Below are 26,023 nucleotides of genomic sequence, written 5' to 3'. Positions count from 1 at the left end.
GGCTCGGGTGGCGTATTCACCCGACATCCATAGACGCCGGGCGGCACGCCACCGGCACCGTCACACCATAAAGGGGAAGCGCGAGTGAAACTCGATGCGGAAGTACTGAATCTCTTCACCAAGGAACTGACGCTATGCCGAGTCCAGCCCGGCGAGACGGTCATCGTGTTGACCGCGGAGGACGAATGGCAGGAGAACGCCTACGCCTTCCTGGCGGCGGCGCAAAGCCTGGGCGCCAAGGCCTTCAACCTGAACGTCCGCCGCGAACAGCAGAACGCCGTGGGCGTGCAGGGCCGCCATCCATTGGTCGGCAACGAACTCGCCATGCGCACGCTGAAGTCCGCCGACATGGTGATCGACATGGTGGGCCTGCTGTTCTCCCGCGAACAGGCAGAGATCCAGGCCGCCGGCGTGCGCATTCTTCGCGTGATGGAGCCCTTCCACGTGCTGAAGCAGATGTTCCCCACCGAGGACCTGCGCCGCCGCGTGGAGTACGCGAAGGGCTTGCTGGAGCAGGCGAAGCAACTGCGCTTCACCTCCGCGGCCGGCACGGACGTGACCTATCAACTGGGCCAGTATCCGGTGATTTCCGAGTACGGCTACACCTACGAGCCGGGCCGCTGGGACCATTTCCCCTCGGGCTTCTCCTTTACGCAGGGCAACGATGGCGGCGTGAACGGCACCGTCGTGCTGCAGCCGGGCGACATCCTTTGCGCATTCAAGAAGTACGTGGAATCGCCGGTCACGCTGAGGATCGAGAATGGCTATGTCGTCGACATCTCCGGCTCGGGCATGGACGCGCATCTGATCGACAGCTACATCAAGAGCTTCCATGACGACCGCGCGTATGCGATCTCACACATCGGCTGGGGGCTGAACGAGAAAGCGCGCTGGTACCAGTTCGCGGTGACGCGCCAGCTGCCGACGGAGCATGTGATGAACGCCCTGTCCTTCTATGGCAACGTGCTTTTCTCGCTGGGGCCGAATCTGGAAGTCGGCGGGGACAACGATACCGCCTGCCACCTGGACCTGCCGATGCGGCTATGCAGCCTGTGGCTGGACGATACGCAGATCCTGAAGGATGGCGAGGTCATACACCCCGAAATGCGGGTCGACCGCCACGCTTGAGTGGAACCGCCAGCCTCTCTTGTAGAGGCTGGCGTAGGTCCGGCTGGCCTTGTGCCGGGCAACGGGCCCGTGCCTAACCCGCTGTCTCGCCCAACTCCGCCGACCGGCTCTTGGCGTGCCAGCTGTCGAATATCCCGGCATCGCCCCCCAGTCGCCGCGTCAAATCCGCCGCGGCGGCAAGCAGGCGCGTGGTCATGGAAGGCAGCAGCTCCGCCGAGAACCGGGCCGCGGGCCCGGACAGCGCCAGCGCGCCACGCAAATTCTTCTGCGGCCCGAACACAGGCGCCGCGATGGCCGCGATATCGGGCTCACGCTCGCCCACGGTGATGATGTAAGGCTGCTCCGGCGTACGCGACGGCGCCGTCATCGTCGGATCGAAGGCAGTCAGGACACGCCCCGCCGCCCCCTTGTCCAAGGGCACCAGGTCCCCCGTACGAATGTGGTCGCGTATCGACCGCGGCGAATCGACCCGGAAAAGACAGACCCGGTGATTCCCTTCGCGCGTGAAAAAGGACGCGCCCTCTTCCGTTTCCTGCACGAGCCGGCGCAGGATGGGCGGCACATGGTCGTCCAGCCGCAGGGCCGACTGATATAGCCCGCCCCAATGCAGCAGCATCGAGCCCAGCTGATAGCTGCCGTCGTCCAGGCGCACGATGCAGTGCTCCTGGACCAGCGTGGCCAGCAGACGAAGGATGGTGCTCTTGTACATCTTCGTCCGCCGCGCGAGCTCGTTCAGCGTGAGCGAGCTGTCGCCCGCGCGGAACGCGTTCAGGATCGCGATCGCACGCTCTACCGCGGCGACGCCACCGGCCTTGGTGTCGCTTTCCGGTTCTTCCGACATTTATTCGACTCGATTTAGTGCATGTCCTAGTTGACATTGTAGCGTACCGTTCCGCAGAATATGATTCTTCTAGACGGAACGAACCGGCAAAACCCGCCAGCGGGTACGCGGTCCGGCCACTTTCAAGGGGAGTTAACGATGCATAAGGCAGGTTGGAAAAAGGCTTTCGCGGCCCTGGCGTGCGGGCTGTGCGTGGTAAGCGCGGCACGCGCCGACACGTATCCCGGCAAACCCATTACCATCGTCGCGCCCTACCCGCCCGGCGGCGCCACGGATTTGTATGCGCGCTCGGTAGCGGGCGGGCTGCAGGAATTGGGGCAATCCGTCATCGTGGACAACCGGGCGGGCGCGTCCGGCATCATCGGCGCGGACTATGTTTCGCGCGCGGCTCCCGACGGCTACACCATGCTCATCGGTGCGTCGTCGATGTTCTCCGTGCTGCCACTGCTGAGCAAACGGATGGACAGCGTCTACCAGAAGATCGAGCCGATCTCCATCCTGGGCTTCAATCCCTCGTATGTGGTCGTGCCGGCCACGCTGCCGGTCAACACGATCCAGGAACTGGTCGCCTTCATCAAGCAGAACCCGGGCAAGTATGGCTACGGGTCCGCCGGCACCGGCACGTCGCAGCACGTGTTCATGGAGCTGTTCAAGCAGCGCGTGGGCCTGGACATCTTCCCGGTGCAGTACAAGGGCAGCGGCCCCATGGTCGTGGACCTGATCGCCGAGCGAGTCATCATGGCCATCGAGCAAGGCCCCGCGGTGCTGTCCAACATCAAGGCCGGCAAGCTGAAGGCGCTGGCCGTCACCACGACCAAGCGGTCGGAGGCCCTGCCCAACGTCCCCACCCTGGCCGAGACCGTGTCGCCGGGCTTCGAGGCGGTGACGTGGTTCGCGCTTTACGCGCCCAAGGGCGTGCCGAAGAACGTGATCGACAAGGTCGTGCCGCAGATCGCCAAGACGATGGCGTCGCCGGAGGTCAAGGAACGCCTGGGCGCCGTGGGCGTGGAGCCCGCCTCCAGCACGCCCGAGGCCGTCGTCAAGCGCCAGGCGGATGAAACCGCCCTGTGGAAGGACGTGATCGCGCGTTCCAAGATCTCGCTCGAAGACTAAGGCCCCGGACATTCCATGCACGCCAAGCCGTCGTTCTCTCTTGGTACCGAGCCGCGCTCCGACTATCTGGAAAAGGTCACGGGCACGGCGATCTACGCCAGCGATATCGCGCTGCCGGACATGCTGCACGGCAAGATACTGCGCAGCACGGTGCCGCATGCCCGCATCGCGAAGCTGGATGTCAGCGCGGCGCTGGCCATCCCCGGCGTGGTGGCCGTCCTGACGGGCGAGGACCTGAAGGACCTGCCCGGAACGGAGATCCGCTGGGGGCTGTCGCTGCGCGACCGTCCGATCATCGCGCTGGACAAGGTGCGCTACGTGGGCGATCCCGTGGCCGCGGTGGCCGCCATCGACGAGGCCACGGCGGAAGAAGCGCTCGACGCGATCTCGGTGGCCTACGAGACGCTGCCGCACGCGACGACGGCGCAAGAGGCCCTGGCGCAGGGCGCCCCGCTGGTCCACGACAGCATGGACGTGCTGCAGGACTATTACTTCCGCGGCTATTGCACACCGGTACCGGGGACCAACCAGTTCCAGCAGTGGTCCTATGAAAGCGGCGACGTGGACCGTGCCTTCCAGGGAGACGTCAAGGTGTTCGAGGACACCTTTACGTTTCCTATGGTGTTCCACTACGCCATGGAGCCCCACGTCTGCGTGGGCCATTGGAAGCCGAACTCGCTGGAACTATGGAGCGGCGGCCAGACGCCCACCGCCATCCAGCGCGTGTGTTCGGAGATCCTGGGCATCCCCCTGGCGTGCGTGCGCGTGCACTCGCCCTACGTCGGCGGCGGTTTCGGCGGCAAGGCATCGGTCAAGATCGATCCGCTGGTGGCGGCGCTTTCCTGGAAGGCGCGCGCGCCCGTGCGCGTGTGCCTGACCATCGCCGAATCCATGCTGACCTGCCGCCGCCTGGACGCCGAAGTCACGCTCAAGACGGCGGTCGATCCCCAGGGCAGGATCGTCGCCAAATCGGTACGCGCGCTGGTGAACGGCGGCGCCTATGCCGACACGGGCCCCGCCATCGCGGTCAAGGCGGCGATACGCGCGATCGGCCCGTATCACATCCCCAATCTGCGCCTCGAAGCGGTGGGCGTCTACACGAACACCGTGCCGGGCGCGGCCTTCCGTTCCATCGGTGGTCCGCAGGCCGTGTGGGCGACGGAGTCGCAGATGGACATCATCGCCCACGCCCTGGGCCGCGACCCGGTCGAGTTCCGCATGCTGAACCTGGCGGAGAAAGGCCAGACCATCAAGCACGACCTGCGGCCGCTGGACGTGGATATGCGGCGCTCGCTGCGCGCGGCGGTGGATACGCTGCGCAATCTGCCGGAGCCCGAACACAAGGGACGGCGCGGCGTCGGCGTGGCGGTGGGTGCGACCGACCCGGGCATCATGCCCATCGGCGGCGCCATTGTCAGGCTGCGCGCCGACGGCTCGGTGAATGTCTCGGCCAATACGGTGGAGATCGGCCAGGGCAGCCGCGGCGTGATGCGCATCATCGCCGCCAGGACGCTGAACCAGCCGCTACGCATGGTGGCCGTCGCGCAGCCGGACACCCTGCAGGCCCCGTATGACTGGGGCACGGGCGCCAGCCGCTCCACGGTGATCGTCGGCCTGGCCGTGCAGATGGCTTGCGAGGACATCGTGCGCCAGGTGCGCGAGATCGCCGCGCAAGTGCTGGGCGGCAACGTGGACGACTACCAGCTGGTGGAAGGCGCGATACAGGGACCGGACGGCGCCATCGCCTTCCTGGAGCTGCTGCGGCGCTTCAACGGCATGGCCGCGGGCGAATTCCTGGGCGTGGGCCGCGTGAACCCCAACACGAAAGACGGGGCGTTCAAGCTGCAGCCGCTGTTCTGGGAAACCGGCGCGGGCGCTTTCGAGATCGCGCTGGACGAAGGTACCGGCGCCATACGCATCCTGCGCGCGGGCGGTGCCGCCGACATGGGCCACGTCATCAATCCGAAGGCGGCAGAGGGCCAGGACGAAGGCGCCATGGTCATGGGCCTGGGGCATACGCTGTCCGAGGAATACATCTACGAAGACGGCCAGGTCGTGAACGGCACCTTGTTCGACTACAAGGTGCCGACCATCGACGAGGTCCCTCGCCACGTCGGCACGGCCCTGATAGAAAGCGGCGACGGCCCCGGCCCCTTCGGCGCCCGCGGCGGCGGCGAAGGCGCGATCCTGCCCGTGGCGCCTGCCGTGGCCAATGCCTTGTTCCAAGGCTGGGGCATCCGGCTGAAGGAGCTGCCGCTGACCCCGGAACGCGTCTGGCGCGCGTTGAAAGACAAGAACCCAACCGACAAATAACACCGACGCCATGGACTTCAGAATCGATGCACTCCTGCCCGCGACCGCCTCGCAATTGTGGGCCATCTTCTTCGACGTAAAGCGCGTCGCGACCCTGATCCCGGGCTGCGAGAACGTCGTGGAGGAAGAAGCACTGAAAACCTTCTCCGCCGTCATGCGGCAGAAGATCGGGCCGTTCAAGCTGGAAGTCCCCACCCGTATCGATATCGAGACCTACGAGATCGAGCGCCAGGTCGCCCTGAAGGCGGTCGGCACGGACAAGGCCACGGGCACGACCATCGATGTCAGGATGGTGGTCAACCTGGAAGAACAGCGCGACGACGGCCAGGCGCTGTGCAAACTGGATGTCGGCGCCAGCATGCAGGTCGCGGGCCGGCTGGCCTCGCTGGGTTATCCCATCGTGCGCAAGCGGTCGGAGCAGCTGTTCAGCGAGTTCGAGGCGCGCCTGCGCGCCGAGCTCGCCCATCTGGACGGCAGCCGGCCCGTGGCGTCGGATAGCGGCCCGGCCGTGGCGCCCGCGTCGCGGCCGACGGCGGATCGTGGCGCCAGCGCCGCCACGACGCGAGGTGCCGCCGGACTGTCCACGGCCACCGAAGCCCCGTCCGCACGCCCGTCCGTGGACCACGCCGGGCACGTACAGCCAGGACATGCCGCGCCGCCGCAAGCCGCGCCCGGGCGGCGGGAGATCGAACTCGTATTCCTGTGGCCCCGCCTGGGCATCAACGTTGCCGTGGCCCTTGGCGTGGCGCATGGCGCGGTGGCATTGGGACAATCTCCCTGGTGGTGGCTCGCAGCCCCCTTGCTGGGTGTCGCCGCCAGCCTGGGCAGGCGGGGTGGCTGATGCGCGCCAAGAGATTCTTCCTGCATCGGCCCAAGACCCTGGACGAGGCGATCGCGCTGAAGGCCAGGCATGGCGATGCGGCCACCTTCCACGCCGGCGGCACCGAGCTGCTGGTGGCGCTGAAAGCCCACGTCCTGCGCTACGAGCACGTGATCGACCTGAAGCAGATCGCGCCGCTGAAGGGTGTGCGGCTGCGGGACGACGGCACGATATCCATCGGGTCGCTGACCAGCCACGACACCATCGCCAACGACCCCATCGTCCGCGCGTCGCTGCCCGGCTACGCCGAGCTTAGCGAGCACGTGGCCAACATCCGTGTGCGGATCGCGGGCACGCTGGGCGGCGTGCTGTGCTTTGCCGAGCCGCATGCGGATGCCCCCACCATGCTCTGTGCCCTGGACGCCTGGGTGGTGCTGCGCGGGCCGCAGGGCGAGCGCGAAGTCCCCTCCCGCGACTTCCACCTGGGCGAGTTCGCGACCGCGCGCGAGGACGACGAGATCCTGGCCTCGATAGAAATCGCCCCGCAGTCGGCAGGCACGCGCTCCGCCTACCGGTCTTTCGGCCATACCGAGCGGCCCGCGGTGGGCGTGGCCGCCGTCTGGTCCACGGACAATCCGCAGCGCCTGGGCCTGTGGGCCGGCGCCCTGTCGCCCCGCCCTGTCCGCCTGGCGCGCGCGGAAGAAGCCGCGGCAGGCCTGGCCGGCGATCTGCCCGCCGACCAGGTATGGGATCGCCTGCGCGATGCCGTCGCGGCCGATGCACAGGCGGTGGAAGCCCATGACGACCTGCATGGCGGCGCCGACTACAAGCGCCACCTCGTATCCGTTCTTGCCGAACGAGCCATCAAGGCCTGCCTGCCATGAGCCAGACGAACGAATTTCCCATGATGCGCGTGGACTTCAAGCTGAACGGCGCGCGGACCTCCGTGGAGGTCGAGCCCTGCGAGATGCTGATCGACGTGCTGCGCGACCGCTTGCAGCTCAAGGGCACCAAGCGCTCGTGCGACGTGCAGGTGTGCGGCGCGTGCACCGTGCTGGTGGATGGCAATCCGACCTCCAGCTGCACGACGCTGTGCGCCGATGCCCATGAGCGCGAAGTCACCACCATAGAAGGCCTGGCCGAAGGCAAGCGCCTGGATCCCGTCCAGCGGGCGTTTATCGCCCACGGCGCGCTGCAATGCGGCTTCTGCACGCCGGGGATGATCCTGGCGGTCAAGGCCATGCTGGCGCGCCACGCGCAGCCCTCGGAGGAGACCGTGCGCCACTACCTGCGCGGCAACATCTGCCGATGCACGGGCTACGTCAAGATTCTCGAGGCCGTCATGGACCTTATCCAACACCCATCCCATTACCAATAGGAGAACCAATGTCTGACTTCAAGAACACTCGCCCTCGACCGCATGTGATCGTCGCGGGCGCCGGGATGGGCGGATTGACGCTGGCGCTCGCGCTCCTGCAAAAAGGCTATGACGTCGACATCTACGAGCAATCGCCGGAGCTGCGCGAAGTCGGCGCGGGATTGTGGATCTCGGCCAATGGCGCGCGCGTCATGGCGGCGCTGGGCCTGAAGGAAAAGCTGGAGGCCATCAATCTTCCGCCCCAGGACCGCCTGATCCGGTACTGGAAGACCGGCGAAGGAAAGTCCGTCTACAACCGCGGCGATACGCCATCCAAGGCGGACCATACGCTGATCCAGGTGCTGCGCGCGGAACTGCAGCGCGTGCTGTACGAAGCGGTGATCGCGCTCAAGCCGGACGCCGTGCACTTCGGGGTGCGGTCCATGGGCGCCGAGACGGTCGACGGCCGCGCCCGCCTGTTGCTCGATGGCGGCCGGCATGTGGAAGGCGACGTGGTCGTCGGCTGCGATGGCGCGCACTCCCGGGTGCGCCAGTCGATGTTCGGGCCCGCGCCGGCGCGCTACACCGGCGCGCTGGCATGGCGCGGCCTGGCGCCGATGCACAAGCTGAAACCGCAGCATCGCGAACCTTTGGCGTCGACATGGGTGGGGCCCACCGCGCACGTAACGACGTATCCGGTCCAGCGCAATGGCGAACTGTTCGTCAGCTTCTCCGCCCAGGTCGACAGCGATACCTGGCATACGGAATCCTGGTCCGAGAAAGGCGACCTGGCCGATGCGCTGAAGGATTTCGAGGGCTGGCACCAGGACATCATCGACCTGTTCGTGGGCTCGGAGAATCTGTTCCGCTGGGGCCTGTTCGTGCGCGATCCGCTGCCGGCCTGGTCCCAGGGCCAGGTCACGCTGGTGGGGGACGCCTGCCACTCCATGACGCCGTACCTGGGCATGGGCGTGAACCTGACCATGGAAGACGCCTATGTGCTGGCGCGCTGCCTGGACCGCGATGCCGGCAACATTCCCGCGGCGCTGCAGCGCTACGACCGCGCGCGCGTGGAACGCGCGAACCGAACCAAGGCGGAATCCCTGAACATGTTCGGCATCTTCCACAGCCCCGACCTGCGCGACAGCGAGACGGCGTGGCCCTATATCAACAAGAACTGGTCGGCCGAGGCCGTACGCGAACGCTACGACTGGCTGCTTCAGTACGACGCGACCACTGTGGAGATCTGAATAATGACCGAGGTTATGGAACAACGTGCGCGGCCCTGGGACGGGATCATCCCCGAGCGGGAACTGGCCATTTACCGCAAGGCCGGCTGGGGCGCGCCCACGGGAATCGGCCGGCGGCCCGCCTTGCTGGTGATCGACGTGCAGTACCGGTCCATGGGCTACGAGCCCATGCCCATCGAGCAGGCCATCGAGACCATGCCCACCAGTTGCGGCGAGTACGGCTGGCGCGCGGTGCCGCACATTGCCCGCCTGCTGGAAGTCTTCCGCAAGATAGGCGCCCCGGTCCTGTATCCGCACGTCGCCCCCAAGCGGTCGCATGACCGCGGCCAGTTCGAGGCCAAGGTTCCGGGCGTCATGGACGTTTCCGCGCCGGATTACGACTTCGTCAAGGAAGTGCGGCCGCGCGAAGGCGATATCGAGATTCCCAAGCACCAGGCCAGTGCCTTCCACGGCACCGCGCTGGCGAGCTATCTGGTGGGGCTGGGGGTCGACACGGTGGTGGTCACCGGGTGCACGACGAGCGGCTGCGTAAGGGCCACCGTGGTCGATGCCTGCGCGCTGAACTACAAGGTCGTCGTGCCGCAGGATGCCGTCTACGACCGGTCGCAGGTCTCCCACGCGGTGAACCTGTTCGACATGGCCAGCAAGTATGCGGATGTGATGCCCGCGGCGGAGCTGGCGCAGCTTTTGCAGGCGCTGCGCGCGTAGCGTTCAAGGGATTGGCTCTGTGCCGGCAAGGTTTGGCACAGAGCGGGGTCGTTCGCCAGATTCCGCGACGTCGCTTTCAACCTATTGTTGACCGGACACGCGTACCATCATTCGCTGAATCGTGGCCCCTTGCATGTCGAGCACGGGCTCTGGCTTTTGGCGCCGGCCTTGCGACATCAATCCATTTCCTTTGGTGTTTACGGTGCTTCGAAATCAGTCAGGAGATTGTGCCGCGTTCGAGGCAAAGCACGCGGTTCGCACTGGCTATCGTTTCAGGTCTATGAGCAATGATGATTCGTGTCATCGGCAGAGCTCGCACGGCGGCGTTCACCTGTCGCTCGCAGGCGATATCCAAGTTGCTCGTTGCCTCATCAAGCAGCAGGAAGGCGGGCCGCTTATAGAGGGCCCGCGCCAACAGGATGCGTTGCTTCTGGCCCCCGGACAGCGCGCTTCCCATATCGCCAACGAGCGTGTGGTAACGCATCGGCATTGCATTGATGGGGTGTGTCAGTATTTTTGTGCTTGAGGCATTAAAGGCCGGTCTATAAGAGCCCCAGCCCAGTGATGATATTTCAGCGATATGGATTGGTGAAGCGCTCTGCGTAGATGATCGCAAACTGGTTCATGGCTGCCTTCCACTCGTGAGTGGAACTGCCCCAGGTGCCGGTGATATTACGTAGCACCAGCCACAGCAGCTTGGTGGCCGCCTCGTCGGAGGGGAAGTGCCCGCGCGTTTTGACCGCCCGGCGCAGCTGGGCGTTGATGCTCTCGATGGCGTTGGTGGTATAGATGATCTTGCGGATCGCCGGCGGGAAGGTAAAAAACGGGATCACGCGGTCCCAGGCGCTGCGCCAAGCCTGCGCGATCGGCGCGTAGCGCTGTCCCCACAGGCCCTGTTCGAAGCGTGCCAGCTCGGCTTGCGCGGCCTCCACCGTTGGCGCACTGTAGATGGGCCTGAGCGCAGCAGCCACGGCACGGCGCTCCTTCCAGCTGGCATAGTCCAGGCTTGAGCGCATCAAATGCACGATGCAGGTCTGCAACGTCGTGGCAGGGAATACGGCGTTTAAGGCCTGCTCCATGCCCTTCAGGCCGTCGGTGACTGCAATCAGGATGTCCTGCGTGCCACGAGTCTTGAGCTCGTTGAAGACCTTCATCCAGAATTTGGCGCCTTCGGTCTGCTCGATCCATAAGCCCAACACGTCGCGTGTGCCGTCGGCCAGGATGGCCAGGGCCAGATACACGGCCTTGTTTCTGACCACGCCGTCCTCGCGGATCTTCACCCGCAGCGCATCGAAGAACACCACCGGGTACATCGTCTCCAGCGGGCGGGTTTGCCAGGCTGTAACCTCCTCGACCACCGCATCGGTCACCGAGCTGATGAACTCTGGCGATACCTCAGTGCCGTACTGCTCCAGAAGAAACGCCTGTATCTCGCGCACTGTCATGCCGCGCGCGTACATCGCGATGATCTTGTCATCGAACCCCGTGAAGCGCCGCTCATGCTTGGGAATCAGGATCGGGGCGAAGCTGCCGTCGCGATCGCGCGGCACATCTACCGAGATGGCCCCGTCGTCGGTCAGCACGGTCTTCGAGCTCGTGCCATTGCGTCGGTTCGTTGCCGTTTCAGACCGTTGGCCCGGTGCGTAACCTAGGTGATGACCCAGCTCCGCGCCCAGTGCCCGCTCGATTAACGCCTTCTTGAACGCCATCGACAGGTCCTGCACCGCCTCGGCCGTCATCGGTCCTTTGACCAATTGCTCGACCAACTCGGCAGGAATCGCCGGCAGCTCTCTAGGGGGATTCTTCTTTCGGGTTGCCATACATGCTCCGTTTTCGACATGTTAGGCCTCAAGCACAAAATTCCTGACACTCCCCATTGATGTCATCATGGATGCACGCCATCCTCGCACAGGCCACAACCCACTCCGGGTCGGCGGTGGCGTCAAAGAAACTGATGTTCTCGAACAGCGAGCCGGCCAGGAGGATGTCGTCCTGCATGACGGTACCGAATGCTCGACGCAGCGCACCAGCATCCGTGTGTCGTCTTGCCGCACTGCGCAAGACGACCGAACCACCCGTAGGAGTCAGAACGCCCAGCAGTAAGTGCGCCAGCGTGGACTTCCCGCTACCGGATGCTCCGGTTATAGCCAAGGACTCCCCAGGATAAACGGTGAAGGTTACATTCTCCAAAATAAGCGGTTCGTCGTCTCCATACCGGAAACTCAGCTGCGACACTTCCAACTGCAAGGCGTCCGCTTCGCCCATGGCGAGATCACAGCTAAACGATGTACGCGCGGGCTCTTCCGTCTGCGCCAACGCAATGTCCGACAGACGTTCCGCCTGCACAGAGAGCATTCGATACTCGGCGACCCTGTCTATGAGTGCACCCATCCGGCTCTGAAAGAGCGTTTTGTATGCAATAAACGCCATGAGCGCACCAACCGTCAAGTTGCCTTCGACCACGGAACACGCGCCCAACCATACGACCAGAATGTTCTCGAAGCCGGACAGGAGCGCATGGGAATGCTTATAAACGATCGTCAGCCGCTGCACACGAACGTCGGCGTTTATCTGATCAGCCATTAATGACAGCCAAGCCGCTTGGCGAACGGCTTCACCGGAAAATAGTTTAATCGCTCGTATGCCACGCAGCGTCTCCAGGAGATGGCTCTGTTGTTTAGCTACGTGGATTAGATGCGTTTGTACTGCAACACGCGTCGGACCAAGCAACGACACGCGGATTACGGCATAGGTCACGGCGCTCAGGAACGCGATGAATGCTAGTCTCGGGCTATACAAAAACAAAAGTGCGAGGGTCAGTAACGTCATCAGGCCATCGATGGTGCCTTCCAAGTAGGAAGCTGTCACAGATCGCTGAATCTCGTCCGCCGCTCCGACCTTGGACAGCAGATCTCCCAGGTGACGTTTGCTGAAGAAGTCTAGTGGCAGTTGAGTGAGGTGTGAAAATATTCTGGCACGCCAGCGGATATTCCAGACCGCTCCAAGATGCATCAAGAGCCAGGACCGCGTTAGACTTGTCACGCTCTGGCATATCACCAGCGCGGAGAACCCGACCGCCAATAGTGCCATAAGGTCGAAATCGGCGGAAGGGACGGCATGATCGACGGTCCACTGTACGTAGAAAGGCGCGGCAAGCACGAAAACTTCCAGCGCGGCTGACAACACCAACAGTTGCAAGAAGGTTCCCCGTAAACCTCTGAGAGAACCGATCAAGCGAGATACGCGGATGCCGTTGTTTTCGTTGACCTCTTCAAAGCCCTCGGCTGGCCAGATCTCCAACGCTACACCAGTGAACTTGCGCGATACCGCATCCATGGTGACCTTTACGAAGCCGTGCGCGGGATCATGAATATGTGCCATGCCCGACTTAATACGTTCGAGCACCACGAAGTGATTGAACTCCCAGTGCAGAATGCATGGCATTCTCAGGCCTCCTAGAGACGGGAGTTCGGCCCGCACAGCTCGGCTGGCTAGCCGCACCTGGCTCGCGATTTGGACAAGTCCCGCGAGACTGCTGCCTTTCCGAGAAATCGCGTACCGCCTGCGCAGTTCTGGCAGTCCGACACGATGTCCATAAAATTCGGCGATCATAGCCAGGCAGGCCAGACCACACTCGGTTGCTTCCACCTGAAGGATGGTCCGTATGCTGCGATGCTGACGGAACGAGAATAGCGCTCGCGCAGCGCCACGTGACCTGCGCGTCATAGTTTGTGCCTTAGTCGATATAGCGGGACGAATGCCCATTCGTACAAACGCCGCGTCTCACGAGCGATGGTCGCGTCCAGCAGCATTCCGGCGCGCAGAGGATGAACTGCTCCAAGCGGATCCTCCACCGATTGCCGCTCCAGACGAACCTTTACGAGATAGAAAGGCTCTTCGTCGCTGTGGTGGTACAGGTCAATATCGGAAATCTCCCTGAGCGGCGAAGATACTCGTGAAACGGATACGACATGCCCTAGAGGCATACCGTAGAGCTGATAGGGAAAAGCGTGGTAGCGCAACCGGACCGGCGCACCAGTCTTCAGGTGGCCCACTGCGTGACTTCGCACATACAGATGTGCTTCCATAACCTCATCATGCGGGATGACCGAAACGAGAGGATTTTTGTCACTCACATGTTGTCCGATATGTGCGACGACCGCCGTGGCGGTCCCACTGACCGGGGCGACGATGGCGAACTCGCGTGCCGCTTCGATCTCCGCCAACTCCTGCAACACCTCCGATAGAGCCCGTCTTAACCGCGAGCGTTCCTGGTGTTGCTTATATGGCATCGACACTAATGCAGCCTCGGTATCTTCGCGCGCGCGGCCAGCGATGAGTCGATCCAGCTCCAAGGTGTACAGCCTGCTCTGCTTCTCATGGAAATCCGCTTGCGCTTTATCTGCCTGTTCTGCGGAAACTGCCCTCATTCCTGCAAGCTCCCGATATCGGCTCGCATTTGCACGCGCCAGCGAAACCAGCTTTCGTTGGGCGACCACCAAGTCGTCCAACTTCGAAACCTCCCGGACTTGGCTTGCCAGGCGCTGCCGGCATTGCCCCAATTCAATGAGCTGAGACTTCTCCAGAACGGAAAGTTCATGCACAATCTGATTCCGCCGTACGGAAATATGCTCAATGACAGCCGCTAATGTTGGATTGCCATCGCGATTGGCCCGCTCACCTGAGATGACGTAAAGCACGTCCCCGGCCCTTACCGCTTGGCCATCCACAACACGCTTTTCTTTTATGGTTCCGGCAAAGGGGGATGAAAGTTTGGCGATCCCCCCTTGTGGCATGAGGCGACCGACCACGGGCGCCTGCTGTGTATAGCTTCCCACCGTAAAGATCACGAGCAGAGCCGCTGCGATGCAAGCAGAAGATACTGTGAGAGTCCCTGGGGAAGGAGGCGTCGCGATAATGACATCGCCCAACGCCCGTACTCGGTTCGCCTCTAGCGCGGCCTTTCTGAACATGGCCGTCTAAAGGTTATTTTGCGCGGCTTTCGCGCTCGCTTAAGGCGCTAACTACGGCGCGTCGCGTCAAAACATTGAACTCTCGGCGCGCGCCGTCGTAATAGATAACTTGTTCCTTCAACACGTCCATGCCGAGATATCCCACATTCTCTATGCCTTTATTGCTTACCGAGGGGGCTGGGATAACCGGGTGCGCCGTGAAAGGCCGCCCGTTCACCTTCAGGTCTACAAGGCGCATACGTCCGGCTTCCGGCAATTCCGCGCCAAACAAGTCCTTCATTCTTGGGCTTTCCGGTCCTTTCGGACTGAACGAGATCAGTGAGGAAAGGATGGTCGTATGGGTCGCACCAGAATCGACAAGAAGCGGCATATCGCGGCCGTTGATTTCCACTCGAATCGCCATCACATCATACGGATTCTGAATGGTCGTTCCTCGACGTATCTGTGCTTCTTTAACCGAACCGATGTCAAAAGGCGCACTTGTGAAGATACAATCCCTGTCGAAGTCCAAAACCACCGCGTGGTGAGCAGCTACGGCTTGCGGACTAAGAACACCTGAGTAACCGGCCGCCGCGAGCACAGAGTTACTAACGAGATAGAATTCTGTACGTTCCGAATTCCCATGATCATCCGTCAACGTTGCATTGACAATCCTTGCGTCGGCGGAGGCGACATGCGAATCAACACTTTCAGCCAGCGCACCGGGCTCTTCGTCCAGCAAAGCATCGTCCCATAGCAAGTTCTTGTTCGTGCCGGTGTCTAACATCATCTTCGACCGCTTACCATTGACCAGAACATATACAGTTGGATTCGCCTTGCTCTGTATGTCGTCGTACTGAATTTCGGTTTCGAATCGCACGACGTTAGTCGTGAGTCCTCCGGCACAATCACGCGAGCCCGCGCCGGCTTGTGGGGACGCACCGAGCCCTACCGAAATCAAGAAATAGGCGGGTATCTTGCAAACTTTCATTGCGCCTGTCGCTAATAGTCCGGGTTTAGATTCTTTGAAATTTCGCGGATTGGGAGGCCCCGCTTTGCCAGATACTCTGCACCGTTCCGGTAAGCGGTCTTCAAAGCCTCGCAATACACAGAGGGTTGATCGACACGCCCGTCTTTCATTCGGTGAAGAGGCGTATATGAACGCGTGACATGTTCACAGATATTGTTCCAGGCGCATGAGGCACACGGAGGGGCAAGGTCGCGAGGAAATAGTATCTTCGACACCCGGTTATGCCAGACGATAAATTCGGCGTAGTTGGCGTCCGAGACGTTCATGCCGGACTTGAACAATTCCGGCGCGACGTTGCGAAGCGTGTCGTCGTGGCCGATGTCTCCTGCGCTTGATACGGTAAAGACTACCCGCCCGACAGCCGGACTAATCCGACGACCGCCATCGATATACTGCTTATCCTGCAGAAAACCAAGGAGTGTCTGGTCGATGAGTTTTATATGGATATTGTCGTTCCCGTCACTTTGCCAAGACGCAAACAAGTCCTCAACGAACTTCGCGAACCCCTCCGCGAGGGCCGGATTAGTGGAGTCGTGCGTGTCATCCGGAAAGAGAAACTGCAGGTGAGCGAAGTGCAATTCTTTTGTCAGGCATATGTAGGTTGCCCGCCCATCGAGTGCTGGACTTACTACACTGATGGAGCCGAAACCGGGGATTCGCCGTTCAAGAGCTGCCTGCTTCAATGCCGCAATCTTCGGTACCATGCTGTCAAATGTCCCGCGGCCGCGCCGATCAATCCGGTTCGCATCGTGTTGGCCTTTGGGCCCATCCACGCTCACCCCCACAAATATCTTATGTTGTGCAAACACGTCGATCCACGCTTCGTTTATCAACACCGCATTGGTTTGCACGGTGAAGCGGACTTCCTTTGCGTCGCTCAAGCCGTTTTCGATGATCGACACGATTTCGGAGAAACGTTTCGGCCCCAACAATAGTGGCTCCCCTCCGTGTATATCGACTTGGAACACGGTCTCTGAGATTTGATGGGGCGATGTTCGGAGGAATCGGACCAGGTGACGAACAGTGTTTGGCGAGATAAGAGCGGGGTGGCCCTCGAAGTCCCTATTTTCTTTGTTAAAGAAATAGCAATACGTGCAGTTTAGATTACATCGCTCAGATACCTTCAGGATGATTTCGACGTAATGCATTCTTGCGCTCTCCCCCTTGAGGTAGCCATGGGTCTCGCCGGACCCATGGATCGCATCAAAGGATTATCAATGGACGATTAAAAGGACTTCGACCAAGTCGCATTGGCGAACCCTCCCACACCTCCCGCACCGCATATCTTTTCTAGTTCTTCCTGAGAAATTTCTTCCATCTGCTTTTCCTCTTGTGCTGCATTGCGCTGGACTTGCTCCAAGTGCTGAATGATCTCTTTGGTCGTCATAGCTGAGGCTCTTTATCCCGCGTTGAACCGTATCTCCGCAGCTGCGGGTCTCTGCGGGGCCTGGAGAAGGGTCGTTTATTTGCGACGCAACTGCACGGTAAGAACTGGAAGGGGGGCCTTCCGGAGGACGCTCCGCCGATGTAGGAATAGTTTGCGACGGCAGGGACCGATTCTGCGTTACGCGACAGAACCGCTGTGGGTCGCATGATCGTTATCAGACTGTTTTACGATGGTGGCCTTGCGAGCCACGTCAGGTGCAGGAGCCATCCCTCACCTCGCTCAGGAGGCCCATCTGGGCCTTACCAGCACTTATGCGGAGAGGACATGAAGACCGCTGACGACCGCATGCCGCCTCACGCGGTTACTACAGGCTGATATAAGAGCGCTGCCGGAGAGTGATCACGGCTGTAGGCATCGCCATTGTCAAGATGGTTATGCCGCTCATGGCGATACGCCGACGCACTCGTGGCCTATTCCACCTTGATATTCGCCGTCTGTATCACCTTCCCCCAACGTTCCTGTTCGGCGGCGATGTACTTCTGGAAATCCGCCGCGTTCTGGAACGCCGGGTCGGTGCCCTGGTCGGCCAGCCGCTTCGAGAGCGCGGGATCCTTCAGGGCTTTGTCGACCTCGTCGGTGAGGCGGTCCACGATGGGTTGCGGGGTGCCCGCCGGGACGAAAAGTCCCTGCCACCCGTAGATCGTCATGCCTGGATAGCCCGCCTCTTTCATGGTCGGGACATCCGGCAGGGACGGTGCGCGTTTTTCCCCGGTGACCGCCAGTGCCCGCGCCATGCCGCCCTTTACCTGGGGCAGCACGATATTGAACCCGTCGATGACCAATTGCACTTCATTCGCGACCAGCGCCGTCAAGGCCGGGGCGCTGCCTTTGTAAGGCACGTGGGTGATCTGCGCGCCGGTCTGCAGTTTCAGCAGTTCGACGGCAAGGTGGTTGATGTTGCCCGTCCCGCCCGAGCCGAAGAACATCTTTCCCGGCTCCTGCTTTGCCAGGGCCACAAACTGCTTCATGTCGGTGGCCGGCAGCCTCGCGGGCACCGCGGCCAGCAGCGGCGTCACGACCAGGCGCGCGACGGGCGCGAAGCTCTTCGACACATTGAAGTTCAGGTTGGGATACAGCAGCGGATTCGCGCTCAGCATGCCCAGGTTGCCCATCATCAAGGTGTAGCCATCCGGACGCGAGCGGGCGACGTAGTCCATGGCGATGTTGCCCGCCGCGCCGCCACGGTTTTCGACGATGACGGGCTGGCCCAGCTGCTTGGACAGGCGCTCCGCCAGAGGCCGCGCCACCAGATCGACACCCCCGCCGGGCGGGAAACCGACGACCAGCGTAATGGGGTGATCCGGATAGGCTTGCGCCATGGCCGGGGACATCGCGGCCATGACGCAAGCCAGGCCGGACAACATGGATTTCAGTCGGTACATGTCTCTCATCCCTCGTTTTCATGGCCGCTTGCCACCGCGGCTTGGTTGGTCCTGCCCTAGTCCTTATCGGCGGCGCCCAAGTCGTCCAAGGGCGGCTCGCCGCGCAGCGCGCGCCGGATGGAGCCCGATAGATGGGATAGCCGCGCGTCGCGTTCCAGGCTATCGACGATATGGTCGCGCAAGGCATCGGCCGCGGCGCGGCGGTCTCCGCGGCGCAGTCCCGCCAGCACGCGCTCGTGCTCCGCCACGACTTCCGCCTGGTTCGCTACCCCGCGCCCCAGGAAAATCCGCGAGAACTGCGGGGACGCGTAGAGACGCGCGTGCACCTCGGTAAGCATGTCGTTGCGGGCCAGTCCGATCAGGGCGGCATGAAAGCGCCAGTTCAGTTCGCTGAATTTCCGGATGCCGGCCGCCGTGGTGCCGAAGTCGGACGAGCGGATCTGCTCATTGATCCGCTGCGCCTCGTCCAGCAGCCGCGTGTCGATGGGGCCGAGGATGTACAGCAGCGCGTTGGACTCGACCACGACGCGCGCCACGGCCCAGTCGGTGTACTGCTTCATCGTGGGCGCTTCGGGCAGCCGGTAGCCGATATTGCGGGTGAAGACCAACTGCCCTTCCGCCGCCAGCCGTGCCAGGGCTTCGCGCACCGGTGTCTGGCTGACGCCGCAGCGCCGCGCCAGTTCCGCGATGCCGATGGACGTGCCGGGCTGGAAGGCGCCCGCCGCGATCAGCCGCTGGACTTCCGCGTGGATCTGGTCGGCCAGGCTTTTGGGCTGGACGATATTCAGTTCGGATCGGCGGCTGTTCACGGCTGCATATCCGTCAGGCCGTAGCGGCGAAACATTTCCGCGGGCGCATTGTTGGCGCGCAGTTGCGCGGCGACCGCCGCGCGCATGCGCTGTTCGATTTCGGGCGCGTCCAGCGGCCGTCGTTGCTCGGGATCGTTATCCAGGTCGTACAAGGCGGTCTTGGCTTCCAGCAGCGGATAGCGTCGCGTCATGTTCGCCTTGGCGTCGGCGCGCATGGGCAGTCTCATCACCGGATACCCCTGGGTGAACGGCAAGGGATCCACCAGCTGCGCGCCCTCGAATTCCTTGGCTTCGAAGAAGGTACGCATATGCGCCGGCATCAGCGTGTACTGGAACAGGTCGGTCTCGAAAGGAACGGCCGGGTACAGGAAGTAGGTATAGCGGCCATCGGTGTAGTTGATGGCGGCTCCGAATTGACCGTAGATCGCGCCGGGCACCGCGCCATCGGCGGGGCGCACCGCCCTGCCGTCGCGCATCAGCGGCAGCAGGCTATGGCCGGTGACTTCGGCCGGGATGGGCCGTCGGAAGATGTCCAGCATGGTGGGCATCAGGTCTATGGTCTGAGTCAGGGCCGCCTCGTGGCGCGGCTGGATGCCCGATGAAGGAGGCGCCGCGATCGTCAGCGGGATATGCGCCACCTCGTTGAAGAACGGCGGGCGATTCTTGCCCAGGTATTCCTTCTCGCCCAGCAGCAGGCCATGGTCGGTGGACATGACCAGCCACGTGTCCTTCCACATATCCAGGCGATCGAAGGTGTCCAGCAAGGTACCCAGGTAATGGTCGCAGGCCTGCACCAGCGCGTGGTAGTTGGCGCGCAGCGTCTTCAACAGCGCGGGATCGATATCGACGCGGCCGTAGGCGGGCCAGTCGAACACCTTGCCGCCCAGCGCCTCCGGAAAGTCCCGCAGGAACTGCTCCGGGGCGAAGAAAGGCTCGTGCGGATCGAAGCATTCCAGATGCAGCAGCCATGCGTCCTGCGCGTGATGCGCCTGCAGGAATTCGTTGGCCGAATCGAAGCACTGCGCCATCGGGAAGTCGCCCCGCGACTCCAGGTATTCCCGGTTCACGAAATACGGCAGCTTGGAATTGATGTCGTCCGAGAAGTCCTGCATGCGCTCGTGATAGCGCTCCGCGTAGGCCGCGGTGTTCGGGTTCAAGGCGGGCCGCCATTTGTCTTTTTCCTGGCCCCGGATGAATTCCCAGGACGAGTAGCGGCCATGAAAGCCCGCGCCGCCGTCCTCGAAATAGTGATAGTGGTCGGTGATCAGGTGGGTATAGACGCCGCTGTCGCGCAGCATGCCGGCCAGGGAATGGTCGAAGGGCTCCAGCGGCCCCCAGCCCCGGTGCAGGAAGTTGAGCCGGCCGGTCTGGATGTCGCGCCGCGCGGGCAGGCAAGGAAGGCTGCCGACGAAGTGCGAATCGAACGTGACGGAACGAGCGGCCAGGCGGTCGAAATTGGGCGTGGGGACGCCGGTCTTGCCGTAACAGGACAGGGCGTGGCGGTTAAGCGAGTCGAACAGCAGAAAAACGACCTTCATGCGACCTGCCTTATACACTATCGATCATATACGATATAGTATGGACTCGCGGCAGGCCGGTCAACCGCCGGGGGTGTCGGCACGTGGCCCTGGCCCGGCCGGTCGCACAGGCTAGATTCAGGAGCGCCGAATTAAGATCGATACCGTTCCACTTCCCTTCCACGGATGAGTACAGGGCCGCCGCTCGATGGCCGAGCGCGCGGCCCTTCCGCCGTGCCTTCCCTTCCCAGCCTAGAGACGCAATGCCACGATCCAACGCCCACGCCCCTTTACTCTGGATCGTTGCCTCCGGTTTTTTCATGCAGACGCTGGACACCACCATCGTCAACACCGCCTTGCCGGCCATCGCCAGGGACCTGGGGGTTCCCCCGCTGACGCTGAAGCCAGTGGTGGTCGCCTACATGATCACCATGGCGATGATCATGCCGGCCTCGGGCTGGCTGGCGGATCGCTATGGCAGCCGCAAGGTTTACTTCACCGCCATCCTGGCCTTCGTGCTGGGGTCCTTTCTTTGCGCCTGCTCCGCCACACCCACGCAACTTGTGATGGCGCGCGTGGTCCAGGGCGCGGGGGCATCCATGCTGCTGCCCGTCGGGCGGCTGACGGTGCTGCGTACGGTATCGCCTTCGGAGTTCATATCGGCCCTGGCGTTCATCGCCATAGGCGGGCAGATCGGGCCCATCTTCGGGCCCGTGCTGGGCGGCGTGTTCGTGGAAACGCTGAGCTGGCACTGGATCTTCCTGATCAACGTGCCGGTGGGACTGATCGGGATGTGGGCCGTCCGGCACCATATGCCGGCGGGTGTGCGGGAAGACACGCCGCCTTTCGACTTTGTCGGCTGTGTGCTGCTGGCGGCCTGCCTGGTGGCTTTCTCGACGGCGCTGGACCTTCCGGCCGAATCGCACAGGGGCGCCTGGGCGACTGCCCTGCTCGCGCTCAGCGCACTGTCGGCGCTGGGCTACTACCTGCACGCGCGCGGCCGCAGCAACCCGCTGTTCCCCTTGAGCCTGTTCCGCGAAACGAACTACGCCGTCGGCATCGCGGGCAACCTGGTCTGCCGGATCGGCGCGGCCGCGGTGCCGTTCCTGCTGCCGTTGATGATGCAGCTGGGCATGGGGTATACCCCCCTGCACTCGGGCTTGATGCTGGTCCCCGTGGCCGCCGCCGGCGCGGTCTCCAAATCCTGGGTAGCGCCCATGATCAAGCGCTATGGCTACCCGCGCTTTCTTATCTTCAATACCTTGTTCGTCGGCTTCTGGATCATTTCTTTCGCGCTGTTCTCGCGCGACTGGCCCCTGTGGCTGCAGATCGTCCAGCTGGCCGCCTTCGGCCTGGGCAACTCCATGCAGTACTCGGCCATGAACAGCGTCGCGCTGACGTCATTGACCCCGCAGCAGGCGGGCGCCGGCAACAGCCTTTTCGCGATGTTCCAGATGGTGGCGATGGGGCTGGGCGTAACCGTGGGCGGCGCGCTGGTCACGCTGCTGGCGGGGCCCGAACGGCACCTGGAGCCGGCCTTCGCATGGTCTTTCGTGTGCGTGGGGCTGATCACCTGGCTGTCGGCGCTGGTGTGGCGGCGGTTGGATGGGACGCGGCTGGCCGCCGTCCGGCAAGGCCCGAAGGCGGCTTGATGCCCCAGGACGCGAAGTGGCAGTATTCGTCACCACGAGAAGTCGCCGCGCCGAGCGAACTCCAGGAAGTGAAACGCTATGCCGAAACTTAAACCAGGGACCATTCTGCCCACCCCCGATGAAGACGCAACTATCCAGAGGGGAATCGACGCCGATCCGGACACGATGGAATTCGGTTCGGCCGAAGCGAAGCGGGCCAAGCGTATGGGACGCCCGCCATTGGAAACGGCGAAGATCTCAGTGACGATTCGCTATGACCAGGACATCGTGGATGCCTTCCGCAAAACCGGTGACGGCTGGCAGACACGAATGAACGCTGCTCTGCGTGAATGGCTACATGAACATGAGGCGGCATAGTTGCGGTGAACTATGCCGCGTCCGTGGCATCCTGTTGGCCCGCATCACGCATCATCCGACTTCGTGTCCTCCTCCTGCAAGGATACGAGCCGCGCCAGCACGATGGCGGGATACAGTTGGCCGATCAGCGCTTCCAGGTTGGACAGCGACCGCGCCACGCGCGCGACAGGACTGATATCGCCATACCCGACGGTGGTCAAGGTGGAGAAGCTGAAGTAGATCCATACCCACGGGTATCCCATGGCGCCCTGCTCGTCCATGCCCGCGAACGCGTGCGGCACGAGCAGGCCGACGATCTCGTATGCGGCGGCCCAGATCACGCCCAGCAGCATGTACAGGGCGATCGCGCCAAAAAGACGGTCGCGCACCTTCGCGCCCTTGCCGAACACCTTGACGCCGATGATGCACGCCAGCATCAGCAGCGCGAACAGCAAGGCGATGGCGCGCATTTCCGGGGTGAATCCGGCCGGCAGGAACCACCCCGCCCAGCGCACGGCGATGACGACCAGCGCCACCAGCACCAGCGGCACGAAGGCCAGCCGCCGGTCCGATACCGCGATGGCGCCGCTGATCAGAATCAGGGAAATGAGGATGTCCTCCACGATCTGGCCGATGCCCGAATCCGGCGGCACGGCGACCGGCGCGATGAACACGCTCAGCACCAGGACGAACAGCAATGTGGCCATACTGCCCAGGCGCACCATGGCGGCGCCTTCCAGCCATCGTCTCGAACGTGGCATGTTCTCCTCCCGCCCCGGCCCGGCGCGTAGTGTTCGATTCCCGGATGGCCGGGTCCCTCAGCCGCCGGCGTGCAGGCCGGAGACGGCGTCTTCGATGGCCCGCAGATTGTCCGGCCGCACCAGCCGCGCGATCTCCTGTCCATCCCGCAAAAAGATCAATGTGGGCCACAGCTTGACCTTGTAGGAACGGCCCAATGGCTTGCCCTTGCCGTCTTCCACCTTGATGTGCCGGACGTCGGCGTGCCGGGCCAGCGCTTGTTTGATGATGGGCTGCGCGCCTTGGCAGATGGGGCACCAGTTGGCGCCGAATTCGAGCACCGCGGCCCCCTTCATGGCGTCCACGGCGTCGCGGCTGGGTTCGGGACGGTCGGGATCGAAGTCCTGGAACATGGCGATATACCTCCGGCGGTGAGCGGGCCGCATCTTCCGCATCATGGCGACGGACGCGAAGCGGCCTGGTGTCCATCCATTATGGACCACTTTGCGACGGCCTTCCGCCGGGCGAGGACAAGGACATCGGGATCGGCGCCGGGCACCCGCCCGGCGATGCCCTGTCCTTACAATAGCGGCGCCGGGCATGCGCCGGAATCGGCCAATCGGCCATCGTGGCGGGCCGGCGCCACCCTCTTCCATCCTTCAGCGCTGTAGGCACGCCGTGGATATCCCCCTGCTCGAAATGTTCGTCGCCGCTGTCGAAGCCGGCAGCCTGTCGCGCGCCGCGGAAAGCGGCAACCTGGTTATCTCGGCCGTCAGCAAGCGCATCAGCGAGCTGGAACGCCAGACGGGCACGGTGCTGCTGCGCCGGCACGGCCGCGGCGTCGAGCCCACACCGGCCGGCGCGATGCTGTACCAGCGGGCCAAGGCCATCCTGCGCGGCGTGGCGCAGGCCCACGACGCCCTGGCGGCCTATTCCCGGCACGGCGTTCCCAAGATACGCCTGGCCGCCAACCCGTCGACCACGGTGCAATTCCTGCCCGGCGATATCAGCGCCTTTCTGCGGCGCCACCCGGATTCCCACGTGGATTTGATCGAGGCATACAGTCCGGATATCCCGCGGATGGTTTCCAACGGCGAGGCGGAGGTCGGCATCTATCACGCGGAAGCGCCCTCGCCCGGCCTGCATTCCGTCAAGTACCGCAGCGACCGCGTGGGACTGGTGGTGCCGCGCGGCCATCCGCTGGAGAAGAGGAAAACCCTGGCCCTGGAGGACGCACTGGACTATCAGTTCCTGGGCTACTTCCCGCGCCATGCGCTGGAGCGCTTCCTGGAGCTGGCGGGCAGCACGCTGTCGCGGCCGCCCATCGTGCGCAGCCAGGTTTCCAGTTACGAGGCGCGCTGCCGCATGGTGGCGGAAGGCCTGGGACTGGGTATCGTGCCGGAGATCATCGCCCGCAGTCATGTGGCGCAACTGAGCATCAGCTGGCTGCCGCTGTCCGATGCCTGGGCGAGCCGCGACATGTATATGTGCGTGCGCGACCTGAACGCGATGGAAGCCGGCGCCCGCGATCTGTTCGACCATCTGGCGCGCTGCGCCGCCAACCAGGCAGGCGATGCGCGCAAGGGACGCCCGGCGGGGAAAGGATCGCGGGGCCCGCTGCCGGCCGGGAAAGCCCCCGGTCCTTCTCGCAAGGTCTCCAGCCGCATCAGCCCCGCTTGACCAGCAGGCCGCCATCCACCGGCAGCAGCACGCCGGTGATATAGCTGGCCTCGTCCGACGCTAAAAACACGGCGGCGTTCGCCACGTCCCACGCCGAGCCCATATGTCCCAGCGGCACCAGCGCATCGCGCTCGGCCCGGACCTGTTCGCGCGGGACGCCGCGTTCGCGGGCGCGCCGCTCGATGGCCATGGGCGTGTCGATCAGGCCGGGCAGGATGGCGTTGGCGCGTATGCCATGCGCGGCGTTCTCCATGGCCAGGTGCTGGGTCATGGTGTTGACCGCGCCCTTGCTGGTCTTGTAGGTCAGCGTCGGACGCGCCGCCAGCGAGGAAGTCGACGAGATATTGATGATGCAGCCCGACTTGCGTTCGATCATGTGGGGAAGCACGTGCTTGCAGGTCATGAACATGCCCTTCAGGTTCATGGCCATGATGGAATCCCAGGTGTCCGCGTCCAGGTCCGTCGTCTTGCGGTCCCCGGTGGAGCGGCCGACGTTGTTGTGCAGGACGTCGATGCGGCCGTAGCGGTCGACGCAGGTACGGGCGATCGCCTGGCATTGGTCTTCCCGCGTGATGTCGGCCTGCAGCAGGGAAGCCTCTCCGCCGAATTTGCGCACGGCGTCCAGCGTGTCCCGCGCCCACTCGGAATTGATGTCCACCACCAGCAAGGTGGCGCCTTCCTCCGCGAAGCGCTCCGCCGTGGCGCGCCCATTGCCTATGGTGCCGCCGGGCTGCTGGCCGCCGCCCACGATGATGCAAACCTTGCCGTCCAGCCGTTTTTTCCTGTCCATACCTGTACCCATATCGTTCGACTCCGGAGTGTTCCGGCGGTGTTTCCCTGCGCTTGTCCTTTGCCGCGACGGCTTGCCGTGTCGCCGTGCGCGTCTTCCTTGCGCGGCTCCTGGCCCGCGGCGTGCCGCACCGCCCGGGAAGCGTGCGCCGCGAATGCCG

Annotated in this window: 24 protein-coding genes and 1 pseudogene; 11 read left to right on the top strand and 14 right to left on the bottom strand. The window is 63.3% G+C overall.

What is annotated here, in order from left to right; translation table 11 throughout:
* Window positions 1–84 precede the first annotated feature (84 nt).
* Window positions 85–1,128 (top strand): 2,5-dihydroxypyridine 5,6-dioxygenase NicX family protein, encoded by a 1,044-nt coding sequence (locus BAU06_RS10300; RefSeq protein WP_066348233.1) that lies wholly within the window; start codon window positions 85–87, stop codon window positions 1,126–1,128.
* 73 nt (window positions 1,129–1,201) lie between these two features.
* Here BAU06_RS10300 and BAU06_RS10295 read toward each other — a convergent pair whose 3' ends face one another.
* Entirely contained in the window at window positions 1,202–1,969 is a 768-nt protein-coding gene (locus BAU06_RS10295) for an IclR family transcriptional regulator (protein ID WP_066348230.1), read from the bottom strand.
* A gap of 138 nt (window positions 1,970–2,107) precedes the next feature.
* Here BAU06_RS10295 and BAU06_RS10290 point away from each other — a divergent pair, with 138 nt between their 5' ends.
* From BAU06_RS10290 to BAU06_RS10260, 7 genes are read left to right on the top strand one after another with little or no spacing between them, the layout of a single operon-like run.
* A complete protein-coding gene (locus BAU06_RS10290; RefSeq protein ID WP_066348227.1) occupies window positions 2,108–3,082 on the top strand; it encodes a Bug family tripartite tricarboxylate transporter substrate binding protein in 975 nt (324 codons plus the stop codon).
* 15 nt (window positions 3,083–3,097) lie between these two features.
* A complete protein-coding gene (locus BAU06_RS10285; protein ID WP_082993609.1) occupies window positions 3,098–5,395 on the top strand; it encodes a xanthine dehydrogenase family protein molybdopterin-binding subunit in 2,298 nt (765 codons plus the stop codon).
* A 10-nt stretch (window positions 5,396–5,405) separates the two neighbouring features.
* Window positions 5,406–6,236: a CoxG family protein gene (locus BAU06_RS10280; RefSeq protein ID WP_066348215.1), complete on the top strand. Its 831-nt coding sequence runs from the start codon at window positions 5,406–5,408 to the stop codon at window positions 6,234–6,236.
* Complete coding sequence (locus BAU06_RS10275; RefSeq protein ID WP_066348213.1) at window positions 6,236–7,099, top strand: FAD binding domain-containing protein; 864 nt, start codon at window positions 6,236–6,238, stop codon at window positions 7,097–7,099. The genes BAU06_RS10280 and BAU06_RS10275 overlap by 1 nt, the downstream gene beginning before the upstream one ends.
* A complete protein-coding gene (locus BAU06_RS10270) occupies window positions 7,096–7,593 on the top strand; it encodes a (2Fe-2S)-binding protein (protein WP_082993608.1) in 498 nt (165 codons plus the stop codon). Before BAU06_RS10275 ends, BAU06_RS10270 begins: the two co-directional genes overlap by 4 nt.
* An 8-nt stretch (window positions 7,594–7,601) precedes the next feature.
* On the top strand, window positions 7,602–8,822 hold the full coding sequence (locus BAU06_RS10265; protein ID WP_066348211.1) for an FAD-dependent monooxygenase: 1,221 nt from the start codon (window positions 7,602–7,604) through the stop codon (window positions 8,820–8,822).
* Between the two features lie 3 nt (window positions 8,823–8,825).
* On the top strand, window positions 8,826–9,530 hold the full coding sequence (locus tag BAU06_RS10260) for an isochorismatase family protein (RefSeq protein ID WP_231934040.1): 705 nt from the start codon (window positions 8,826–8,828) through the stop codon (window positions 9,528–9,530).
* 217 nt (window positions 9,531–9,747) lie between these two features.
* Here the strand turns inward: BAU06_RS10260 and BAU06_RS10255 are convergent.
* The 10 genes and pseudogenes from BAU06_RS10255 to BAU06_RS10215 form a co-directional block, all read right to left on the bottom strand.
* Window positions 9,748–10,029 (bottom strand): annotated as a pseudogene (locus BAU06_RS10255) (ATP-binding cassette domain-containing protein); the annotation flags it as partial.
* A 73-nt stretch (window positions 10,030–10,102) separates the two neighbouring features.
* Window positions 10,103–11,350, bottom strand: coding sequence for an IS256 family transposase (locus BAU06_RS10250; RefSeq protein WP_066348196.1), 1,248 nt, complete (start codon window positions 11,348–11,350; stop codon window positions 10,103–10,105).
* Between the two features lie 28 nt (window positions 11,351–11,378).
* Window positions 11,379–13,142 carry a peptidase domain-containing ABC transporter gene (locus tag BAU06_RS10245; RefSeq protein WP_231934076.1) on the bottom strand — a complete coding sequence of 588 codons (1,764 nt, stop codon included), beginning with the start codon at window positions 13,140–13,142 and terminating at the stop codon, window positions 11,379–11,381.
* Window positions 13,143–13,252: 110 nt separating this feature from the next.
* On the bottom strand, window positions 13,253–14,503 hold the full coding sequence (locus tag BAU06_RS10240) for an HlyD family secretion protein (protein ID WP_082988535.1): 1,251 nt from the start codon (window positions 14,501–14,503) through the stop codon (window positions 13,253–13,255).
* A 13-nt stretch (window positions 14,504–14,516) separates the two neighbouring features.
* Window positions 14,517–15,362 carry a pepsin/retropepsin-like aspartic protease family protein gene (locus BAU06_RS26065; protein WP_197509480.1) on the bottom strand — a complete coding sequence of 282 codons (846 nt, stop codon included), beginning with the start codon at window positions 15,360–15,362 and terminating at the stop codon, window positions 14,517–14,519.
* Between the two features lie 122 nt (window positions 15,363–15,484).
* The gene (locus tag BAU06_RS10230; protein WP_082993604.1) at window positions 15,485–16,660 is read right to left on the bottom strand and encodes a radical SAM protein; all 1,176 of its coding nucleotides are present in this window, start codon (window positions 16,658–16,660) and stop codon (window positions 15,485–15,487) included.
* A gap of 77 nt (window positions 16,661–16,737) precedes the next feature.
* On the bottom strand, window positions 16,738–16,899 hold the full coding sequence (locus BAU06_RS26595; protein ID WP_156770205.1) for a hypothetical protein: 162 nt from the start codon (window positions 16,897–16,899) through the stop codon (window positions 16,738–16,740).
* A 470-nt stretch (window positions 16,900–17,369) separates the two neighbouring features.
* The gene (locus BAU06_RS10225) at window positions 17,370–18,341 is read right to left on the bottom strand and encodes a Bug family tripartite tricarboxylate transporter substrate binding protein (RefSeq protein WP_197509478.1); all 972 of its coding nucleotides are present in this window, start codon (window positions 18,339–18,341) and stop codon (window positions 17,370–17,372) included.
* Between the two features lie 56 nt (window positions 18,342–18,397).
* Complete coding sequence (locus BAU06_RS10220) at window positions 18,398–19,150, bottom strand: GntR family transcriptional regulator (RefSeq protein WP_066348184.1); 753 nt, start codon at window positions 19,148–19,150, stop codon at window positions 18,398–18,400.
* Window positions 19,147–20,688, bottom strand: coding sequence for a sulfatase (locus BAU06_RS10215; RefSeq protein WP_066348182.1), 1,542 nt, complete (start codon window positions 20,686–20,688; stop codon window positions 19,147–19,149). The genes BAU06_RS10220 and BAU06_RS10215 overlap by 4 nt, the downstream gene beginning before the upstream one ends.
* Before the next feature lie 242 nt (window positions 20,689–20,930).
* On the opposite strand from BAU06_RS10215, the gene BAU06_RS10210 reads away from it, so the two are divergent.
* Window positions 20,931–22,319 (top strand): MFS transporter, encoded by a 1,389-nt coding sequence (locus tag BAU06_RS10210; protein ID WP_066348178.1) that lies wholly within the window; start codon window positions 20,931–20,933, stop codon window positions 22,317–22,319.
* Window positions 22,320–22,397: 78 nt separating this feature from the next.
* Window positions 22,398–22,676, top strand: coding sequence for a BrnA antitoxin family protein (locus BAU06_RS10205; protein WP_066348173.1), 279 nt, complete (start codon window positions 22,398–22,400; stop codon window positions 22,674–22,676).
* A gap of 44 nt (window positions 22,677–22,720) precedes the next feature.
* Here BAU06_RS10205 and BAU06_RS10200 read toward each other — a convergent pair whose 3' ends face one another.
* Together BAU06_RS10200 and BAU06_RS10195 are read right to left on the bottom strand one after the other, a co-directional pair.
* A complete protein-coding gene (locus BAU06_RS10200; protein WP_066348171.1) occupies window positions 22,721–23,416 on the bottom strand; it encodes a potassium channel family protein in 696 nt (231 codons plus the stop codon).
* A 57-nt stretch (window positions 23,417–23,473) separates the two neighbouring features.
* Window positions 23,474–23,806 (bottom strand): thioredoxin family protein, encoded by a 333-nt coding sequence (locus BAU06_RS10195; RefSeq protein WP_066348168.1) that lies wholly within the window; start codon window positions 23,804–23,806, stop codon window positions 23,474–23,476.
* Between the two features lie 265 nt (window positions 23,807–24,071).
* Between BAU06_RS10195 and BAU06_RS10190 the strand changes: the two genes are divergently transcribed.
* Window positions 24,072–25,073 carry a LysR family transcriptional regulator gene (locus BAU06_RS10190; protein ID WP_082993603.1) on the top strand — a complete coding sequence of 334 codons (1,002 nt, stop codon included), beginning with the start codon at window positions 24,072–24,074 and terminating at the stop codon, window positions 25,071–25,073.
* On the opposite strand, the gene BAU06_RS10185 is transcribed toward BAU06_RS10190, so the two are convergent.
* The gene (locus tag BAU06_RS10185) at window positions 25,060–25,863 is read right to left on the bottom strand and encodes an SDR family NAD(P)-dependent oxidoreductase (RefSeq protein WP_066348162.1); all 804 of its coding nucleotides are present in this window, start codon (window positions 25,861–25,863) and stop codon (window positions 25,060–25,062) included. The two genes, BAU06_RS10190 and BAU06_RS10185, sit on opposite strands and share 14 nt — an antisense overlap.
* Window positions 25,864–26,023 lie beyond the last annotated feature (160 nt).

Origin of the sequence: Bordetella bronchialis, from assembly GCF_001676705.1 — a bacterium.
Classification (GTDB): Bacteria; Pseudomonadota; Gammaproteobacteria; order Burkholderiales; family Burkholderiaceae_B; genus Bordetella_C; species Bordetella_C bronchialis.
The sequence above is the reverse complement of the archived record's forward strand: the minus strand, read 5'-3'. Positions and strand labels throughout refer to the sequence as shown.

Coding starts and splice junctions, on each gene's coding strand:
- BAU06_RS10185 (WP_066348162.1), bottom strand. CDS start 25,863: ATGGACAGGAAAAAACGGCTGGACGGCAAGGTTTGCATCATCGTGGGC.
- BAU06_RS26595 (WP_156770205.1), bottom strand. CDS start 16,899: ATGACGACCAAAGAGATCATTCAGCACTTGGAGCAAGTCCAGCGCAAT.
- BAU06_RS10210 (WP_066348178.1), top strand. CDS start 20,931: ATGCCACGATCCAACGCCCACGCCCCTTTACTCTGGATCGTTGCCTCC.
- BAU06_RS10195 (WP_066348168.1), bottom strand. CDS start 23,806: ATGTTCCAGGACTTCGATCCCGACCGTCCCGAACCCAGCCGCGACGCC.
- BAU06_RS10290 (WP_066348227.1), top strand. CDS start 2,108: ATGCATAAGGCAGGTTGGAAAAAGGCTTTCGCGGCCCTGGCGTGCGGG.
- BAU06_RS10265 (WP_066348211.1), top strand. CDS start 7,602: ATGTCTGACTTCAAGAACACTCGCCCTCGACCGCATGTGATCGTCGCG.
- BAU06_RS10240 (WP_082988535.1), bottom strand. CDS start 14,503: ATGTTCAGAAAGGCCGCGCTAGAGGCGAACCGAGTACGGGCGTTGGGC.
- BAU06_RS10215 (WP_066348182.1), bottom strand. CDS start 20,688: ATGAAGGTCGTTTTTCTGCTGTTCGACTCGCTTAACCGCCACGCCCTG.
- BAU06_RS10260 (WP_231934040.1), top strand. CDS start 8,826: ATGACCGAGGTTATGGAACAACGTGCGCGGCCCTGGGACGGGATCATC.
- BAU06_RS10205 (WP_066348173.1), top strand. CDS start 22,398: ATGCCGAAACTTAAACCAGGGACCATTCTGCCCACCCCCGATGAAGAC.
- BAU06_RS10275 (WP_066348213.1), top strand. CDS start 6,236: ATGCGCGCCAAGAGATTCTTCCTGCATCGGCCCAAGACCCTGGACGAG.
- BAU06_RS10285 (WP_082993609.1), top strand. CDS start 3,098: ATGCACGCCAAGCCGTCGTTCTCTCTTGGTACCGAGCCGCGCTCCGAC.
- BAU06_RS10200 (WP_066348171.1), bottom strand. CDS start 23,416: ATGCCACGTTCGAGACGATGGCTGGAAGGCGCCGCCATGGTGCGCCTG.
- BAU06_RS10245 (WP_231934076.1), bottom strand. CDS start 13,142: ATGATCGCCGAATTTTATGGACATCGTGTCGGACTGCCAGAACTGCGC.
- BAU06_RS10280 (WP_066348215.1), top strand. CDS start 5,406: ATGGACTTCAGAATCGATGCACTCCTGCCCGCGACCGCCTCGCAATTG.
- BAU06_RS10230 (WP_082993604.1), bottom strand. CDS start 16,660: ATGCATTACGTCGAAATCATCCTGAAGGTATCTGAGCGATGTAATCTA.
- BAU06_RS10295 (WP_066348230.1), bottom strand. CDS start 1,969: ATGTCGGAAGAACCGGAAAGCGACACCAAGGCCGGTGGCGTCGCCGCG.
- BAU06_RS10225 (WP_197509478.1), bottom strand. CDS start 18,341: ATGTACCGACTGAAATCCATGTTGTCCGGCCTGGCTTGCGTCATGGCC.
- BAU06_RS10250 (WP_066348196.1), bottom strand. CDS start 11,350: ATGGCAACCCGAAAGAAGAATCCCCCTAGAGAGCTGCCGGCGATTCCT.
- BAU06_RS10270 (WP_082993608.1), top strand. CDS start 7,096: ATGAGCCAGACGAACGAATTTCCCATGATGCGCGTGGACTTCAAGCTG.